The sequence below is a fragment of the Burkholderia sp. Bp8984 genome (genome assembly GCF_003853755.1).
Taxonomy (GTDB): Bacteria; Pseudomonadota; Gammaproteobacteria; order Burkholderiales; family Burkholderiaceae; genus Burkholderia.
This window is the reverse complement of sequence record NZ_QTQN01000009.1, coordinates 1-15,874: the sequence shown is the minus strand read 5'-3', so window position 1 is coordinate 15,874 and position 15,874 is coordinate 1. Positions and strand designations below refer to the sequence as shown.

Annotated in this window: 14 protein-coding genes and 1 pseudogene; 7 read left to right on the top strand and 8 right to left on the bottom strand. The window is 67.3% G+C overall.

The genetic code is table 11. The features are described from left to right. Positions 1-35 precede the first annotated feature (35 nt). The 7 genes from DID98_RS11660 (at position 36) to DID98_RS11630 (ending at position 6,793) form a co-directional block, all read left to right on the top strand. The gene (locus DID98_RS11660) at positions 36-818 is read left to right on the top strand and encodes a YoaK family protein (protein WP_124570725.1); all 783 of its coding nucleotides are present in this window, start codon (positions 36-38) and stop codon (positions 816-818) included. A 360-nt stretch (positions 819-1,178) separates the two neighbouring features. Next, positions 1,179-2,300, top strand: coding sequence for a porin (locus DID98_RS11655; protein ID WP_124570724.1), 1,122 nt, complete (start codon positions 1,179-1,181; stop codon positions 2,298-2,300). A 376-nt stretch (positions 2,301-2,676) separates the two neighbouring features. Then, complete coding sequence (locus DID98_RS11650; RefSeq protein ID WP_121861342.1) at positions 2,677-2,901, top strand: hypothetical protein; 225 nt, start codon at positions 2,677-2,679, stop codon at positions 2,899-2,901. Positions 2,902-3,145: 244 nt separating this feature from the next. Beyond that, the gene (gene gor, locus DID98_RS11645; RefSeq protein ID WP_124570723.1) at positions 3,146-4,501 is read left to right on the top strand and encodes a glutathione-disulfide reductase; all 1,356 of its coding nucleotides are present in this window, start codon (positions 3,146-3,148) and stop codon (positions 4,499-4,501) included. Positions 4,502-4,940: 439 nt separating this feature from the next. Further along, positions 4,941-5,612, top strand: coding sequence for a CsgG/HfaB family protein (locus DID98_RS11640; RefSeq protein ID WP_185500359.1), 672 nt, complete (start codon positions 4,941-4,943; stop codon positions 5,610-5,612). A gap of 55 nt (positions 5,613-5,667) precedes the next feature. Beyond that, positions 5,668-6,108: a DUF4810 domain-containing protein gene (locus tag DID98_RS11635; protein ID WP_044847890.1), complete on the top strand. Its 441-nt coding sequence runs from the start codon at positions 5,668-5,670 to the stop codon at positions 6,106-6,108. 10 nt (positions 6,109-6,118) lie between these two features. Next, positions 6,119-6,793 (top strand): DUF799 domain-containing protein, encoded by a 675-nt coding sequence (locus DID98_RS11630; protein WP_044847891.1) that lies wholly within the window; start codon positions 6,119-6,121, stop codon positions 6,791-6,793. A 148-nt stretch (positions 6,794-6,941) separates the two neighbouring features. Here DID98_RS11630 and DID98_RS11625 read toward each other — a convergent pair whose 3' ends face one another. The 8 genes and pseudogenes from DID98_RS11625 to DID98_RS11590 all read right to left on the bottom strand — a co-directional run. Further along, positions 6,942-8,243, bottom strand: coding sequence for an FAD-binding oxidoreductase (locus DID98_RS11625; protein WP_124570722.1), 1,302 nt, complete (start codon positions 8,241-8,243; stop codon positions 6,942-6,944). 25 nt (positions 8,244-8,268) lie between these two features. Continuing rightward, the gene (locus tag DID98_RS11620) at positions 8,269-9,573 is read right to left on the bottom strand and encodes an FAD-binding oxidoreductase (RefSeq protein ID WP_124570721.1); all 1,305 of its coding nucleotides are present in this window, start codon (positions 9,571-9,573) and stop codon (positions 8,269-8,271) included. Positions 9,574-9,685: 112 nt separating this feature from the next. Continuing rightward, positions 9,686-11,260: a DUF3138 family protein gene (locus tag DID98_RS11615; RefSeq protein ID WP_124570720.1), complete on the bottom strand. Its 1,575-nt coding sequence runs from the start codon at positions 11,258-11,260 to the stop codon at positions 9,686-9,688. A 102-nt stretch (positions 11,261-11,362) separates the two neighbouring features. Then, entirely contained in the window at positions 11,363-12,202 is an 840-nt protein-coding gene (locus DID98_RS11610) for an ABC transporter permease subunit (protein ID WP_044847895.1), read from the bottom strand. After that, on the bottom strand, positions 12,199-13,185 hold the full coding sequence (locus DID98_RS11605) for an ABC transporter permease subunit (RefSeq protein WP_044847898.1): 987 nt from the start codon (positions 13,183-13,185) through the stop codon (positions 12,199-12,201). The genes DID98_RS11610 and DID98_RS11605 overlap by 4 nt, the downstream gene beginning before the upstream one ends. 10 nt (positions 13,186-13,195) lie before the next feature. Next, positions 13,196-14,350, bottom strand: a complete 1,155-nt coding sequence (locus tag DID98_RS11600; RefSeq protein ID WP_124486635.1) for an ABC transporter ATP-binding protein — start codon at positions 14,348-14,350, stop codon at positions 13,196-13,198. A 188-nt stretch (positions 14,351-14,538) separates the two neighbouring features. Beyond that, positions 14,539-15,654 carry a polyamine ABC transporter substrate-binding protein gene (locus DID98_RS11595; RefSeq protein WP_124486634.1) on the bottom strand — a complete coding sequence of 372 codons (1,116 nt, stop codon included), beginning with the start codon at positions 15,652-15,654 and terminating at the stop codon, positions 14,539-14,541. A 62-nt stretch (positions 15,655-15,716) separates the two neighbouring features. Then, positions 15,717-15,874 (bottom strand): annotated as a pseudogene (locus DID98_RS11590) (aspartate aminotransferase family protein); the annotation flags it as partial.

Sequence of the window (15,874 nt, the reverse complement as noted above, 5' to 3'; positions counted from 1 at the left end):
GCGCGATACTGGCGCGACTCTTCACGGGAGGCCTGATGGATCTCGACGGCGCCAGCCGCAATCTCACCGTCGCCGCGCTGCTCACGCTGTCCGGCGGCTATCTCGACGCGTACACGTACGTCGGTCACGGCCACGTGTTCGCGAACACGATGACCGGCAACGTCGCGCTGCTCGGCATCAACGTGTCGGCCGGCGAATGGGCGGCCGCGCTGCATCACGTGCCGCCGCTCGGCGGTTTCGTGGTCGCGGTGTTCGTCGCGCACCTGCTCGGTCTCGCCGCGCAGCGCGGCTGGATGAGGCACACCGCGTTCGCGAGCCTGATCGTCGAGATCGCGTTTCTCGGCGTCGCCGCGAGCGGGCTCGTCGGCGCGTCGAGCGCGTGGCTGATTCCCGGAATCTCGTTCGTCGCGACGCTGCAGACGCTGTCGTTTACTCATCTCGAGGAACTGTCGTACACGTCGGTGATGACGACCGGCAACCTGCGGCGCGCCGCGCAGAAGCTGTTCGTCGGGCTGATTCCCCGTTACGACGCGGGCGCGCTGCACGATTCGGCGCTGCTCGCGACGATCAGCTTCTGCTTCCTGGCCGGCGCGGTGGTCGGCGGCGTCGTGACGCGGCTCGTGCCGGACGTCGCGCTGTGGGCCGCCGTGTTGCTGCTCGCCGGTGCGTTCGCGGAGATCGTGCGGCGGGCGCGGCGGCGCGCGGGCGGTGGGCGTGACAGTGGCGATGGGGCGGCCGGCAACGGGGGCGCCGAAGTTCGCGGCAGCAACGGCAGTAACGGCAGCAACCCCGACGGCGGAACGCCGCGGCCGGCCTGACGCGCGCAGGGCCGCCGGCATGCGGCCCGCCGGTCCGCCGCGCGGCCGAATCACCGGCTCATCGCGCCACCCTCCGCCACGCAGCCCCAGCGCAAACCGGTTGCTCCGGCCGCGCCTTACAGCGCCGGCCTTCGTCCCGCCATCGCCGCGACCCGCATCCGTCGCGCGACAGGCAAGCCCGGCGCGGGAAACGTTGTTCCAGGGCGACAATCGCGCGCGACCGCGCGTTTCAATTTCTTTCGGCGTGCGCACTGGTCTTATGATTCAGCCCACATCGCGCGCGCCATGAGCGTCCGCGATCGCCACCCGGCTGCGCACGCGGCCGGCCATGAATGGAGACACCTACAAAAAGGAAAGCTCATGAAGCAGACCACCCGGCTCGCAGCCATCGCAGGGGGCGCAGTGCTGGCCTTCGCCAGCCAGTACGCAGCAGCACAAAGCTCGGTCACGCTGTGGGGCGTCGCCGACGTCAGCGTTCGCTACCTGACCAACGCGAACGCCAAGAACGACGGCCTGTTGTCGATGTCCAACGGCGCGATCACCAACAGCCGCTTCGGCATCTACGGCACGGAAGACCTCGGCAGCGGCCTGAAGGCCGTGTTCAAGCTCGAAAGCGGCGTGAACCTGCAGAACGGCGCATTCGCCGACAGCGGCCGCCTGTTCAACCGTGCGGCATACGTCGGCCTGGGCAGCCCGTACGGCACGGTGACCCTCGGCCGCCAGAAGACGCCGCTGTTCGACCTGCTGTCGGACACCTACGATCCGCTGACGGTCGGCAACTACCTCGAAAATGCATGGCTGCCGGTCGCACTCGGTGGCGGCCTGTATGCGGACAACCAGATCAAGTACACGGGCACGTTCGCGGGCCTGACCGCGAAGGCGATGTACTCGACGGGCACCAACTACGAATCGACCGGCGCCGGCGGCTTCTCGGGCCAGATCCCGGGCTCGCTCGGCAAGGGCAACGCATGGGGCGTGTCGCTGTCGTACGTGACGGGTCCGCTCAGCATCGCGGCCGGCGCGCAGCAGAACAGCGACAACTCCGCACGCAAGCAGACGATCTACCACGCGAACGTCGTGTATGCGTTCAGCAAGGCGAAGATCTATGCGGGCTACCTGCGCTCGAAGGACGACACCGGTTTCGTCGACAGCCTGCTCGCGCAGCAGTCGATTCCGGTCGCGAAGGGCACGGGCCGGATCGACGACGGTCCGTTCGCGGGCGTGAGCTGGCAGGTCAGCACGCCGCTGACGCTGACGGGCGCGTTCTACTACGACCACATGCGCAACGCGATGACCGCGAACGGCACGCTCGCGAGCGGCAACCGCTACGCGATCGTCGGCATCGCCGAATACGCGCTCAGCAAGCGCACGGAAGTCTACGGCACGGTCGACTTCAACAAGACGAACGGCGCGGCGAACGTCGAGCTGCCGGGTCGCAGCAACCAGACCGGCATCGCGATCGGCCTGCGCAATATCTTCTGACGAAAATCGTCAACGCGTGCGCCGGCCCCGGTTCGGCGCGCATCGAAGAGGCTCCAGGAAGGAGCCTCTTTTTTTTCGCCACGCGCCTTCCTGCGCGCAGACGACCATTCAGCGATTGCTCCATCGGGAACACGCCGCCCGTAAGGGTTCCGTCGGCATTCCAGAACATACTTTGACAGTGCGCGCGAAGCGATTCCGCTACGCTGCGTGCAGGGTCCGCCGCGTGCCGCAACGCACGCGCGGGCGTCGTTCCGGCGCGCGTTTCGCGTGCGGCCGGCCTGGCGCGTAACTTGTGTATCCGGTGATGACAAACACGGTCCGCCGGTTTTTTTTTCGTGGGACGATGCGCTCACGAATTTCTTGAAAGGGGATGACGATGGGTATCCTGAACACCGTGGGTGAAATCGCTGGCGCAGTGGCAGCCGTCGAGGCGGCGGAGAAGCTCGATCCGGATGCGGGCCTGCTGACCAAGGCGGCGGCGGCCGTCGCCGGCTTCAAGGGCGCCGAGGCGATCGAAGGCATGCTCGAGAAGAAGGAAGAGCAGCCGCAGCAGGCTGACGACACGCAGGCGACGGACGGCAGCGACACGTCGCAGGCCTGAGCAAGGCGGCTGGTCCCGCCGCGGGTGCGCCGTTCGCGCATCCGGGCGGACCGGTGCCGCGCGGCCGGCAGGCCGGGCATGTGGTCGATCGGTGACGCATGGCACACCCGGCAGCCGGTTTGACCGGCGAGAGGCGACGTCTCTCGCCGTTTTTTATGGCGCGCGCGTCCTGCGGCGCCACGTTCCGCACGAATTCCCGAATCTTGCTATCGTGCCGTCATCCGAACTGCGATGAGGGCTTGCGATGGATTTCGACTACGACCTGTTCGTCATCGGGGCCGGCTCCGGTGGCGTGAGGCTCGCCCGGATGGCGGCGTCATACGGCGCGCGCGTCGGCATAGCGGAACAGGAGCAGATCGGCGGCACCTGCGTGCTGCGCGGCTGCATCCCGAAGAAGCTGCTCGTCTACGCATCGCACTATCCGCACGAACTCGAGGATGCGAAGGGCTTCGGCTGGACCTTCGGCGCCGGCACGCTCGACTGGTCCGCGCTGATCGCCGCGAAGGATCGCGAGATCAACCGGCTCAGCGACATCTACATCGACCTGCTGCGGCAATCCGGCGTCGCGATGCACGCAGGACGCGCGACCCTCGTCGACGCGCATACGGTCGCGATCGGCGAGCGCACCATCCGCGCGCGCCACATCGCGATCGCGACCGGCTCGCGGCCGGCGCTGCCGCACCGTCCCGGCATCGAGCATGCGATCACGTCGCGCGAGGCGCTGTCGCTCCCGGCGTGCCCCAAGCGCATCGCGGTGGTCGGCGGCGGCTATATCGCGGTCGAGTTCGCCGGCATCTTCAACGGCTTCGGCAGCCAGGTCGATCTGTTCTATCGCGGCGAGAAGATCCTGCGCGGCTTCGACGACGACGTGCGCCAGTTCCTCACCGACGAAATGACGAAGCAGGGCGTCGCGATCCACGCGCGCGCGGTGGTCGAATCGATCGCGCGCGCGGACGACGGCACGCTCTCCGTGCAGGTCGGCGACGCGCAGCACGGGCCGTACGACGCGGTGCTCTATGCGACCGGCCGCGTGCCGAACGTCGAAGGGCTCGGCCTCGAGCGCGCGGGCGTCATGCTCGACGCGCGCGGCGCGATCGCGGTCGATGCGTATTCGGCGACGTCGGTGCCTTCGATCCATGCGCTCGGCGACGTCACGTCGCGGCCGCAGCTCACGCCGGTGGCGACGCGCGACGGCGCGCTGCTCGCGCGCACGCTGTTCGGCGGCGCGCGCGTCGCGGCCGATCACGATTACGTCCCGTCGGCCGTGTTCAGCCAGCCGGAGCTCGCGACGGTCGGCCTGACCGAGGCCGATGCGCGTCGCGTGCACGGTGAAGTCGACATCTACCGCACGTCCTTCAAGGCGCTGCGCCACACGCTGTCGGGCCGCAACGAGCGCACGCTGATGAAGCTGGTGGTCGCGCGCGACAGCCAGCGCGTGATCGGCGCGCACATGGTCGGCCGCGACGCGGGCGAGATCATCCAGGGCATCGCGATCGCGATTCGCGCGGGCGCGACGAAGGCGCAATTCGACGATACGATCGGCATTCACCCGACCGCGGCCGAGGAGTTCGTGACGATGCGGCAGAAGGTGGCCGACTGACCGCCAGCGGCGCGCCGGCTCGGGCGTCCCGCGCACGCTCCGCTGGCGTGTGACGCACCACGGATCCGCGGCGATTTGTAAAGATCGTCAATTCTTCTAAAGAAATCCCGCCTCGATAATCAGACTTGGTATGATCGGCCAAAATCATATACGGGGCCGATCATGCGCGATCAACAGCGCAGTAACCAGAATCACGCGGTAGCCGGCGCAAGCGGGGTCGTCGATCCATGCGCCGCGCGTTCGCGTCTCGCCGCAACACGTCCGTTGCGTGCACTTTCCCTTCGCATGCCGCCATCTCCATCGCCGTCCGGGCGATGAAGTCGCGCGCGCGCCGATGCGCGCCCCGGCCGCTTCGATCATCGCATCGACCGCCGGTTTGTCGGCAAGCCGGCGAGCCCGTTCCGGGCAATCTTTTCACGTAAGGAGACCCGCAGTGAACATTCAGACACGACGCACCGTTCTCGTGGCGGCGGCGCTCGTCGCGGCGCTGTCCGGCTGCGCGACCGAATCGTCGCGCACGCTCGACGTGCCGGCCGTGAGCAGCGCGCAGAAACCGTATGCGGGCAAGCCCGTCGCGATCGCGGTCGGCAAGTTCGACAACCGCTCGAGCTACATGCGCGGCATCTTCTCGGACGGCATCGACCGCCTCGGCGGACAGGCGAAGACGATTCTCGTCACGCGGCTGCAGCAGAGCCGCCGTTTCAACGTGCTCGATCGCGAGAACCTCGACGAGATCAAGCAGGAAGCCGGCTTCATGAAGAAGGCGCAGGCGGTGAAGGGCGCGAACTACGTCGTGACCGGCGACGTGACGGAGTTCGGCCGCAAGGACGTCGGCGATCACCAGCTGTTCGGTATTCTCGGCCGCGGCAAGACGCAGGTCGCGTATGCGAAGGTCAACCTGAACATCGTCGACACGACGACGTCGGAAGTCGTCGCGTCGAGCCAGGGCGCGGGCGAGTTCAGCCTGTCGAACCGCGAAGTGATCGGCTTCGGCGGCACGGCCGGTTACGACTCGACGCTCAACGGCAAGGTGCTGGACCTCGCGATCCAGGAAGCCGTGAATCATCTCGTCGACCAGGTCGACGCCGGCACGCTGAAGGCACCGCAATAGGCGCCGTGCGCAGTACGGCGCGACGAATCATTCACCAACCAGAAGAGACAAGACCATGAAACGGGGAATCTGGCTGCCGGCGACGGCGGCCGTCATGCTGCTCGCGGGCTGCGCGGCGCCGACCACGCCGCCGCTCTATCAATGGAACGGCTATCAGCCGCAGGTGTACGAATACTTCAAGGGGCAGAAGTCCCCGCAGGAGCAGATCGACGCGCTCGAAAAGGCGCTGCAGGAGATTCGCGCGAAGGGCAAGACGCCGCCGCCGGGCTTCCATGCACATCTCGGGATGCTCTACGCGAGCGTCGGCAGCGAACAGCAGGCCGGGCAGGAATTCCAGGCCGAGAAGGCGCTCTTTCCGGAATCCGCGTCGTTCATGGATTTCCTGATGAAGAAGAAAGCCGGCGACGCGAAGGCCGCGAAGGCCGCGAATCCGTCGGCCGCCGGCCAGACGATCGCCGGCCAGAAGAATGCCGATCCGACTCCCGCCAAACAGTGACGTGCCTGCCATGATCAAGACACTTTCATTCAAGCTGCTGTCCGTGCTGTCGATCGTCGCGCTGTTGAGCGCGTGCGCGCAGCCCGTCAAACGCCCCGACTACACGGCCTTCAAGAAGAGCCAGCCGCGCTCGATCCTCGTGCTGCCGCCGCTCAACGAGACGACCGATGTCGGCGCGACCTACGGTGTGCTGTCGCAGATGACGCAGCCGCTGGCCGAGTCGGGCTACTACGTGGTGCCGGTCGCGGTGATGGACGAGACGTTCAAGCAGAACGGCCTCACGAACGCCGCGGAAATCCAGGGCACGTCGCCGGCGAAGCTGCGCGAAATCTTCGGTGCGGACGCCGCGCTGTACGCGAAGATCACGCAATACGGCTCCGTCTACCAGGTGGTGGACAGCACGACGGTGGTCGCGGCGTCGGCGAAGCTCGTCGACCTGAAGACCGGCGACGTGCTGTGGCAGGGCGAGGGCCGTGCGACCGGCAAGGAAGTCGGCAACAACATGAGCGTCAACGCGTTCGGGGTCGTCGGGATGCTGGTGCAGGCAGCCGTCAAGCAGGTCGCGCATTCGCTGACCGACGAAGCGCACGATGTGGCCGGCCTGACCAGCAGCAGGCTGCTGTCCGCGGGGCCGCCGAACGGGCTGCTGTACGGGCCGCGTTCGCCGAAGTACGGGACCGACTGACCGGCGCGCGGACCTCGGCTTCGGCGCGTCGGGCAGGCAAGGTCGCCTGCATGCCGTGCCGAAGCCGCGAGATTCGATGAAACGGCCGCGCTTGCGCGGCCGTTTTGCGTGGCCGGTACGTCGCGTGCGTCGTGCCGTGCGCCGCCGCTCAATGCATGCCGAACGCGTCGAGCAGCCGGTACCAGCTCATCGCGAGCACCAGCGCCGGCGTGCGCAGCGTCGCGCCGCCGGGGAAGTCGCGATGCCGGATCTTGCCGAACAGGTCGAAGCGGCTCGCCTGGCCGTCGATCGCCTCGGCGATCAGCTTGCCCGCGAGCGCGGTCGTGTTCACGCCGTGCCCCGAGAAACCCTGCGCGAAATACAGCGTCGGCGCGACGCGCCCGAAGTGCGGCGCGCGGTTCATCGTGATGTCGACGAAGCCGCCCCATGCGTAGTCGATCTTCACGTCCGCGAGCTGCGGGAACGTCTTCAGCATGTCCGCGCGCATTGCGTCGGCGAGATTGCGCGGCTCCCGCGTCGAATAGCTGACCTTGCCGCCCCACACGAGCCGCGTGTCGGGCGCCGGCCGGAAATAGTCGAGCACGAAGCGGCTGTCGCAGATCGCCGCGCGCGCGGGCATCAGCGCGGCGGCGCGCGCCGCGCCGAGCGGCTCGGTCGCGATCACGTAGGTGCCGACCGGCATGATCTTCTTCGACAGCGCGGGCGCGAGCGTGCCGACGTACGTGTTGCACGCGAGCACCACGAAGCGCGCGCGCACCTGCCCCTGGCCGGTCTCGACGACGTGGCCGCCCGACACGTCGCGCACGCGCGTCACGCAGCTGTCCTCGTGGATCCGCACGCCCGCGTCGGCGGCCGCGCGCGCGAGCCCGAGCGTGTAGTTCAGCGGATGCAGGTGGCCGCTGTCGGGGTCGTACAGGCCGCCGCGATAGCGCGCCGATTGCACGTAGTCGCCGAGTTCGTCCGCTTCGACGAAATGGAATCGCTCGTGGCCGAAGCGCTTCGCGGCCTCGTCGCGCCAGCGCTTCAGCGCATCCGCGTCGCGCTCGGTGTTCGCGGCGGTCAGGTAGCCGGGCACGAGCGCGCAGTCGATGTCGTGCTTCGCGATGCGCGACTTCACGAGCGACAGCGTTTCGAGCCCCATGTCCCAGATCCGCTTCACGTCGCCTTCCGGCATGAAGTTGCCGAACGTGTCGATGTCGCATGCAAAGCCGCCGATCAACTGGCCGCCGTTGCGCCCGCTCGCCGCCCATCCGACCCGCGACGCCTCGAGCACGGTCACCGAATGGCCGCGCTCGGCGAGGTTGAGCGCGGCGGACAAGCCGGTGAGGCCCGCGCCGATCACGCACACGTCGGCGTCGGTCGCGCCGGCGAGCGGCGCATGGCGGGTCGTATCGTTGGCGGTCGCCGCGTAGTACGACGCGACGTGCGGCTGGTTGGCGAATGTCTGCATGATCAGGAAAACGAATGAAGGGGACTCAGAACAGCTCGCGCACGCGGTGATACAGCATCCCGAGTTCGAGCGCGGGCTGCCGCCATGCGTCGCCGCCGGGAAAGCGCCGGTGGCGCAGCTGCGCGAACAGGTCGAACGCGCGCGTGTCGCCCGCGATCGCGCCGGCGATCGCGCGTCCGGCGATGCCGGTCAGCGCCACGCCGTGCCCGCTGAAGCCCTGGACGTAGAAGAAGTTCGGATCGAGCGCGCCGAAGTCCGGCGCGCGGTTGCGCGTGACGTCGACGAAGCCGCCCCACGCGTGGTCGACGCGCACGTCGGCGAGCTGCGGGAACACGCCGACCATGCGCTGCCGGATCGTGTCGGCGAGCGTGTCGGGCGACGCGCCCGCGGAGTTCGCACGGCCGCCGAACAGCATCCGGTGGTCGGCCGACAGCCGGAAGTAGTCGAGGAAGAAGTTGTTGTCGCACACGGCTTCGCGCTGCGCGATCAGCGCGTCGGCGCGCGCGCGGCCGAGCGGTTCGGTCGCGATGATGTACGACGCGATCGGCGCGATGCGCGCAGCGGTCGCGGCCGGCAGGATGCCGCCGGGGCCCGCGTTGCAGCACGACACGACGAAGCGGCAGCGCACCTCGCCCGACGGCGTGCGCACGACCGGCCGGGCGCCGCGCACGACGTCGAGCGCGGGCGTGTGCGCGTGGAGCGCGACGCCTTCGCGGCGCGCGGCCTCGGCGAGGCCGAGGCAATACTTGAGCGGATGCAGGTGGCCCGACAGCGGATCGTAGACGCCCGCCAGATAGCGCGGCGACGCGATGCGCGCGCGGATTTCGCCGGTGTCGAGCCACGACAGTGACGGATGGCCCCAGCGCGAGCGCGCGGCATCCATCCAGGTGCGCAGGTCGTCGATGCGGCGCGGCTTGGTCGCGACCGTCAGGTAACCGCGCGTGAAGTCGCAGTCGATGCCGTGGCGCGCGATCCGCTCGGCGATCAGCGCGACGCCGTCGAGCGACAGCGACCACGCGGCGCGTGCGCCGGCGGCGCCGAGCTGCTGCTCGATCACCTCGTCTTTCGCGAAACCCGTGATCGCCTGTCCGCCGTTGCGGCCCGATGCGCCCCAGCCGGGCCGATGCGCATCGATCACGGCGACCGACAGCCCGCGCGCACGGCAATCGAGCGCCGTCGACAGGCCCGCGAAGCCCGCGCCGATCACGCACACGTCGACGTCGATCGCTTCCTCGAGCACGGGGTCGTCGGCCACGGGGCGCGTGGCGGTTGCTTCGTAGTACGAGTCGCGCGCGAGCGCGTCGGCGCGGCGGGTGAAAGACTGCGTCATCAAACCGACTCCGTCGAAGACGGCCGGCGCCGGTGCGCGACGCACCGCGATCCGGCCGGGTGAAACGATGCGGGACGCCATGCGCGCGGCAGGGCGTCCCGCGCGGCCCGCATCAGAACGAATAGATGAACTGCGTCGCGAGCAGGTCGTTGGACTTGCCGTACGAACCGTCGTTGCGCAGGAACACCTTGTTGTTCGCCCAGTCGTGCCGGTATTCGACCTTCACGGTGATCTGCTGGGTCGGGTAGAACAGCAGGTCGAGCGCGACGTCCTGGCGCACCGCGCCCTTGCACTCGAAGCCCAGGCCGCCGCCGGCCTTCGACTGCGCGAGGCAGTCCGCGTCGACGCCGAAGCCGTTGCTCGGATCCATCCCGTTGCCGTTCAGCGCGATGCCGCCGCCGCCGCCGCCGTTCTTCGAGTTGGCGAGCAGGTCGTAGCGCAGCGTCACGCCCATGCGGCCGACCACCGGCGCGTTGAACTTGCGGTGCGCGAGCAGCGACAGGCCGTACCACTGAGCGAGCCCGCCGTTGAACGCCGCATGCTGCTGCCGGCCGTAGTCGACTTCGGCGTTGTACTGGACATCGGCGAGCGTGTAGGTCGCGTCGAGTTCGCCGAAGAAGAACGAACCGTAGGCGCTCGGTGCCGCGCCGCCCGGGCCGTAGTGGACGTTGCCCTGGTCGTCGATCGCGCTCGCCAGCGTCTGCCGCCCGATGTTGAACGAACCGCCGATGTCGAGCGCGCTCGACCACGTGTAGTCCGCGCGCGCGGTGAAGGTCGGCACCTTGTTGCTGGTGGAGATCGGATCGCCGAGCGCGTTGGTGCCCGTCTGCGTGACCGAACCGTACGTGCGGTACTGCTCGTTGCCGAGGAAGAACTTCCACGCCCAGGCGCCCTTCGTGTAGTTCGCGCCGACACCGACGTAGCTGCCCGGATCCGAGAAATCGTACAGCAGGTTGTGCGTGAGCGTGAGCATCTGGTTCGACTGCTGCACCTCGTAGCCGCCGAAGCTCGGGATCAAGCCGGCGACCAGCGTCGTCTCGGCGGTGATCGGCACGTTGACGACCGCGGTGTTCAGCAGGTTGTCGGTGATCGAGCCGCGCGAGTTCTGCAGCAGCGTGATGCCGTTGCCGCGGTTCGGCATCAGCGTGATTTCCGCCGACGGCGCCATCGGGCCGACGCCGAAGGTCTTCTTGATGTCGAGGTAGAGATCGCCGAACGTGCTGTTGAAGTAGTTGTACGCGTTCTCGTGGTTCGCGAACAGGAACGACGACGTGCCGGCCGCGCGGTTGTAGATGTAGGTCGGGTCGATGTAGCCGGTGACCGACAGGCCCGCGAGCGGCCCGGTGTTGGCCGCGTCCGTCAGCGAGTCGACCTTCAGCTGCTGGTTCGCGATCTGCTGCTTCATTTCACTGACTTCGTCGTTGGTCAGCGTGGCTTGAGCCTTGCCGTAGTCCGGCGAAGACGGGTCGGCGGCCACGATCACCGGCTTAGCCGCGATCGTCGCGCCGGCCTGCGCGACCGGGGTGCCGCCCGGCTTCGCGGCGAGTTGCGCCTGCATGGCCTTCATCTGCTTCTGCAGCGCGGCGACCTGCGCCTGCAGTGCCTTGATTTCGGCGGAGGTCGAGTCGGCCAGCGCGATGCCGGGCAACGCGCCGGCCACCAGCAGGCAGATCAGTTTCTTCTTCATTGCGGATTCTCCTTGTCGTGCGCTTGGTCAATCTGTGATCGGCCCGCGCGCCGCTTCTCGCGGCGCGCGGGTCTTGTTATCGATGAAAAGGGAAGCAGGGCGTCAGGCCGCCGCGAACGCCGCCTTCATGTCGGCCACCCGGCGCCGTTCGCGCGCGATCATCATCTGGTTCACGACGATCACGCCGATCGTCACCGCGGTGATGAACAGCGTCGCCAGTGCGTTCATTTCCGGGTTCAGCCCGAGCCGCACGCGCGAGAACACCACCAGCGGCAGCGTGGTCGAGCCCGGCCCCGACAGGAACGCCGACAGCACCAGGTCGTCGATCGACAGCGTGAACGACAGCAGCCAGCCCGACAGCAGCGCCTGCGAGATCAGCGGCAACGTCACCACGAAGAACACCTTCAGCGGCGTCGCACCCAGGTCGAGCGCGGCTTCCTCCAGCGACTTGTTCATCTCCTTCACGCGCGACTGCACGATGATCGCCACGTACGACACGCACAGCATCACGTGGCCGATCCAGATCGTCACCATCCCGCGGCCCTTCGGCCAACCGAACATCTGCTCCAGCGCAACGAACAGCAGCAGCAGCGAGATCCCCTGGATCACCTCCGGAATCACCAGCGGCGCGTTGATCATCCCCGTGTACAGCGTGAAGCCCTTGAAGCGGCCGAAGCGCGCGAGCACGAAACCCGCCCACGTGCCGATCACGACCGACGCGGTGGCGGTCAGGAGGCCGATCTTCAGCGACAGCCACGCGGCGGTGAGCAGCTCGTCGTCCTGCCACAGCGCCGCGTACCACTTCAGCGAGAAGCCCGACCACACCGTCACCAGCTTCGACTCGTTGAACGAGTACACGACGAGGCTGATGATCGGGATGTACAGGAACAGGAAGCCGAAGGCGAGGACGCCCGTCGACAGCGGTTTGCTCGGCTTGATCATTTCGCTTCCTCCAGTTCCTTGACCTGGTAGTACTGGAACAGCGCCATCGGCACCAGCAACAGCAGCACCATCGCGACCGTCACCGCGGACGCCATCGGCCAGTCCATGTTGTTGAAGAATTCATCCCACATCACGCGGCCGATCATCAGCGTGTCGGCGCCGCCGAGCAGTTCCGGAATCACGTACTCGCCGACTGCCGGGATGAACACCAGCAGGCTGCCGGCGATGATCCCGTTCTTCGACAGCGGCAGCGTGATGCGCGTGAACGCGACCCACGGCTTCGCGCCGAGGTCGTAGGCGGCCTCGAGCAGCGTGAGGTCCATCTTCACGAGGTGCGCGTAGAGCGGCATCACCATGAACGGCAGGTACGAATAGACCATCCCGATGTAGACGCCCGCGTCGCTGTGATAGAGGCGCAGCGGCGTGTGGATGATGCCGAGCGCGATCAGCGTGTGGTTCAGGAGGCCGTCATCCTTCAGGATTCCGATCCATGCGTACACGCGGATCAGGAACGACGTCCAGAACGGCAGCATCACGGCCATCATCAGCACGTTGCGCCGGCCCGGCTCCGAGCGTGCGATGTAGTACGCCATCGGGAATCCGATCAGCAGGCACAGCAGCGTCGACACGGCGGCCATCTTCAGCGAGCTGAGATAGGTCGCGATGTACAGGTCGTCCTGCAGCAGGAACGCGTAGTGCGACAGCTGCAGCGCGAAGTGCACGACGCCGTCCTTGATCTCGACGAGCGACGTGTACGGCGGGATCCCCATCACCTGGTCGGCGAAGCTGATCTTGAACACCAGCACGAACGGCAGCGCGAAGAAGATCACGAGCCACAGGAACGGCACGCCGATCGCGACGCCGCGGCCGGACGGCAGGAAGCGCGACAGCGCGGCGAAGCGGCTGCGGCGCTTCGAAGCCTGTGTCGTTGCGGCGGCACCGGTCGAAACCGGCGCGGACGGAGTGGAGGCGGAAGTTCTCATCATGTCGTCCTCACTGCGTCAGCACGACGCCGCTGGCCGGCGACCACGACACGAACACGTCGTCGTTCCACGCCGGCGCGCTGTCGTGCATCAGGTGCGAACTCGACAGGTTCGACACGACCGTCTTGCCGCTCGGCAAACGCACGTGATACAGCGAGTAGGCGCCCATGTACGCGATGTCGGTCACCACGCCGCGCGCCCAGTTGTGATGCGAGCCCGGCTTCTCGCGCGATACGTGCACGCGCTCCGGCCGCACCGAGATGCCGACCGGCATCCCGAGCGGGCCGGTCACGCCGTGGCTCACGTACATGCGTGCCTCGAGGTCGTCGCTTTCGACGAAGATGTGATCGGGTTCGTCCTCGACCACGCGGCCTTCGAACAGGTTCGTCGAGCCGATGAACTCGGCCGAGAAGCGGCTGTTCGGGTATTCGTACACTTCGCCCGGCGTGCCGATCTGCACGATCTTGCCTTCGCTCATCACCGCGAGGCGGCTCGCCATCGTCATCGCCTCTTCCTGGTCGTGCGTGACCATCACGCAGGTCACGTCGACCTTCTCGATGATGTTCACCAGTTCGAGCTGGGTCTTCTGGCGGATCTTCTTGTCGAGCGCGGACATCGGCTCGTCGAGCAGCAGCAGCTTCGGGCGCTTCACCAGCGAGCGCGCGAGCGCGACGCGCTGCTGCTGGCCGCCGGACAGCTGGTGCGGCTTGCGCTTCGCGTACTTGCTCATCTGCACCAGCGCGAGCGCGTCGGCCACGCGTTCCTTGATCTCGTTTTTCGGCGTGCCTTCCTGCTTCAGCCCGAACGCGACGTTCGACTCGACCGACATGTGCGGGAACAGCGCATACGACTGGAACATCATGTTGACCGGGCGGCGGTACGGCGGCAGCGACGCGAGGTCCTCGCCGTCGACGAAGATCTTGCCGGAGGTCGCCGTCTCGAGCCCGGCGAGCATGCGCAACAGCGTCGACTTGCCGCAGCCGGAGCTGCCGAGCAGCGCGAACAGCTCGTTCTTCGCGATCGTCAGGTTCACGTTGTCGACGGCCGTGCTGTCGCCGAACTTCTTCACGACGTTTTCGATGCGCACGAACGCATCGTTCTTCGTGCGGGCCGCGGCGGCCGGTTGGGTGTGGCGTGCGGCAGCGGAAGAGGGTATCGATTGCATGGGAGTCACCATTCGTTCTTCACGGATTGCAGGCGTGAGCGTTCCCGCGCGAGGCGTACAACGCGACTCGCGGACAACGGCTCGTGCCGGATGGAACAGCGCGCGGTGCGCGCGGGCGGACGAAGCGTCCGCGGATCTCTGGCGGGCAGGCGTTCAGCCGATGCCTGCGCCGCCGTGATGGTTCGTGATCAGTGGCCCGTCTTCAGCTGCGCCCACAGACGGTTCTCGAGGCGCAGGATGTCGGCCGGCATCGGCTTCATCAGCACCATCTTCTTCAGCACGTCCTCGGGCGGATAGACGGTCGGATCCTGCGCGACGGCCGGCGTGACGAACGGGTGCGCGGCCTTGTTCGCGGTCGGGTAGAACACCGTGTTGGTGATCGCCGCGTTGACCTTCGGGTCGGACACGTAGTTGATCCACTTCAGCGCGGCCTCGGGGTGCGGTGCATCCTTCGGGATCACCATCACGTCGAACCACAGCAGGCCGCCTTCCTTCGGGTTCGAGAACTTGATGTCGTACGGGCGCTTCGCCTCCGACGAGCGGCGGTGCGCGATGCCGACGTCGCCCGACCAGCCGAGCACGACGCACACGTCGTTGTTCGCGAGGTCGTTGATGTAGCCGGACGAGTTGAACTGGGTGATGTACGGGCGGACTTTCTTCAGGACTTCGAACGCAGCCTGGTAGTCGCCGGGGTTCTTGCTGTTCGGATCCTTGCCCATGTACTGCAGCGTGGCCGCGAACACGTCGACGGCCTGGTCGAGGAACGACACGCCGCAGCTCTTCAGCTTTTCCATGTTGGCCGGGTCGAACACCAGCGCCCAGCTGTCGACGGGCGCCTTGTCGCCGAGCGCCTTCTTCACCGCCTGCGCGTTGTAGCCGATGCCGTCGGTGCCGTAGGCCCAGGGAACGCCGTACTGGTTGCCCGGATCGGCGTCCGAGATCATCTTCATCAGCAGCGGGTCGAGGTTCGCGAGGTTCGGGATCTTCGACTTGTCGAGCTTCTGGTACACGCCGGCCTGGATCTGCTTGGCCATGTAGTTCGAGGTCGGCACGACGATGTCGTAGCCCGAGCTGCCCGCCAGCAGCTTCGCCTGCAGCGTGTCGTCGCTGTCGTAGTTGTCGTACTTGACGTGGATGCCCGTCTGCTTCTGGAAGTTCGGGATCGTGTCGGGTGCGATGTAGTCGGACCAGTTGTAGACGTTCAGCTCGTCGGCATGCGCCGACGGGCTGGCGACCGACGTGAACGCGGCCACCGCGGCAAGGGCCGCGATGGAACAGGCTTGGCGAAGAAAGCAGGCACGCATGGTGGAATTCCCCTGGGTTATGGCGGCGCGCGGCACCCGCCGCACGCCTGTAGGCAAAGTCGTTACGAAAGGCCCAGTTGCTGGGCGGTCGCATCGACGGCCTTCTTCGCCTTCGATACGAGTTCATCGATTTCCTGACGCGAAATCACGAGCGGCGGCGACAGCAGCATCCGGTCGCCGGTCGCGCGCATGATCAGGTTGCCGTTGAAGCAGAAGTCGC

What these genes read in the sequence shown, in the direction of transcription:
- DID98_RS11660 (WP_124570725.1), top strand. Translation starts at nt 36, where the DNA reads ATGGATCTCGACGGCGCCAGCCGCAATCTCACCGTCGCCGCGCTGCTC.
- DID98_RS11655 (WP_124570724.1), top strand. Translation starts at nt 1,179, where the DNA reads ATGAAGCAGACCACCCGGCTCGCAGCCATCGCAGGGGGCGCAGTGCTG.
- DID98_RS11650 (WP_121861342.1), top strand. Translation starts at nt 2,677, where the DNA reads ATGGGTATCCTGAACACCGTGGGTGAAATCGCTGGCGCAGTGGCAGCC.
- gor (WP_124570723.1), top strand. Translation starts at nt 3,146, where the DNA reads ATGGATTTCGACTACGACCTGTTCGTCATCGGGGCCGGCTCCGGTGGC.
- DID98_RS11635 (WP_044847890.1), top strand. Translation starts at nt 5,668, where the DNA reads ATGAAACGGGGAATCTGGCTGCCGGCGACGGCGGCCGTCATGCTGCTC.
- DID98_RS11630 (WP_044847891.1), top strand. Translation starts at nt 6,119, where the DNA reads ATGATCAAGACACTTTCATTCAAGCTGCTGTCCGTGCTGTCGATCGTC.
- DID98_RS11625 (WP_124570722.1), bottom strand. Translation starts at nt 8,243, where the DNA reads ATGCAGACATTCGCCAACCAGCCGCACGTCGCGTCGTACTACGCGGCG.
- DID98_RS11620 (WP_124570721.1), bottom strand. Translation starts at nt 9,573, where the DNA reads ATGACGCAGTCTTTCACCCGCCGCGCCGACGCGCTCGCGCGCGACTCG.
- DID98_RS11615 (WP_124570720.1), bottom strand. Translation starts at nt 11,260, where the DNA reads ATGAAGAAGAAACTGATCTGCCTGCTGGTGGCCGGCGCGTTGCCCGGC.
- DID98_RS11610 (WP_044847895.1), bottom strand. Translation starts at nt 12,202, where the DNA reads ATGATCAAGCCGAGCAAACCGCTGTCGACGGGCGTCCTCGCCTTCGGC.
- DID98_RS11605 (WP_044847898.1), bottom strand. Translation starts at nt 13,185, where the DNA reads ATGAGAACTTCCGCCTCCACTCCGTCCGCGCCGGTTTCGACCGGTGCC.
- DID98_RS11600 (WP_124486635.1), bottom strand. Translation starts at nt 14,350, where the DNA reads ATGCAATCGATACCCTCTTCCGCTGCCGCACGCCACACCCAACCGGCC.
- DID98_RS11595 (WP_124486634.1), bottom strand. Translation starts at nt 15,654, where the DNA reads ATGCGTGCCTGCTTTCTTCGCCAAGCCTGTTCCATCGCGGCCCTTGCC.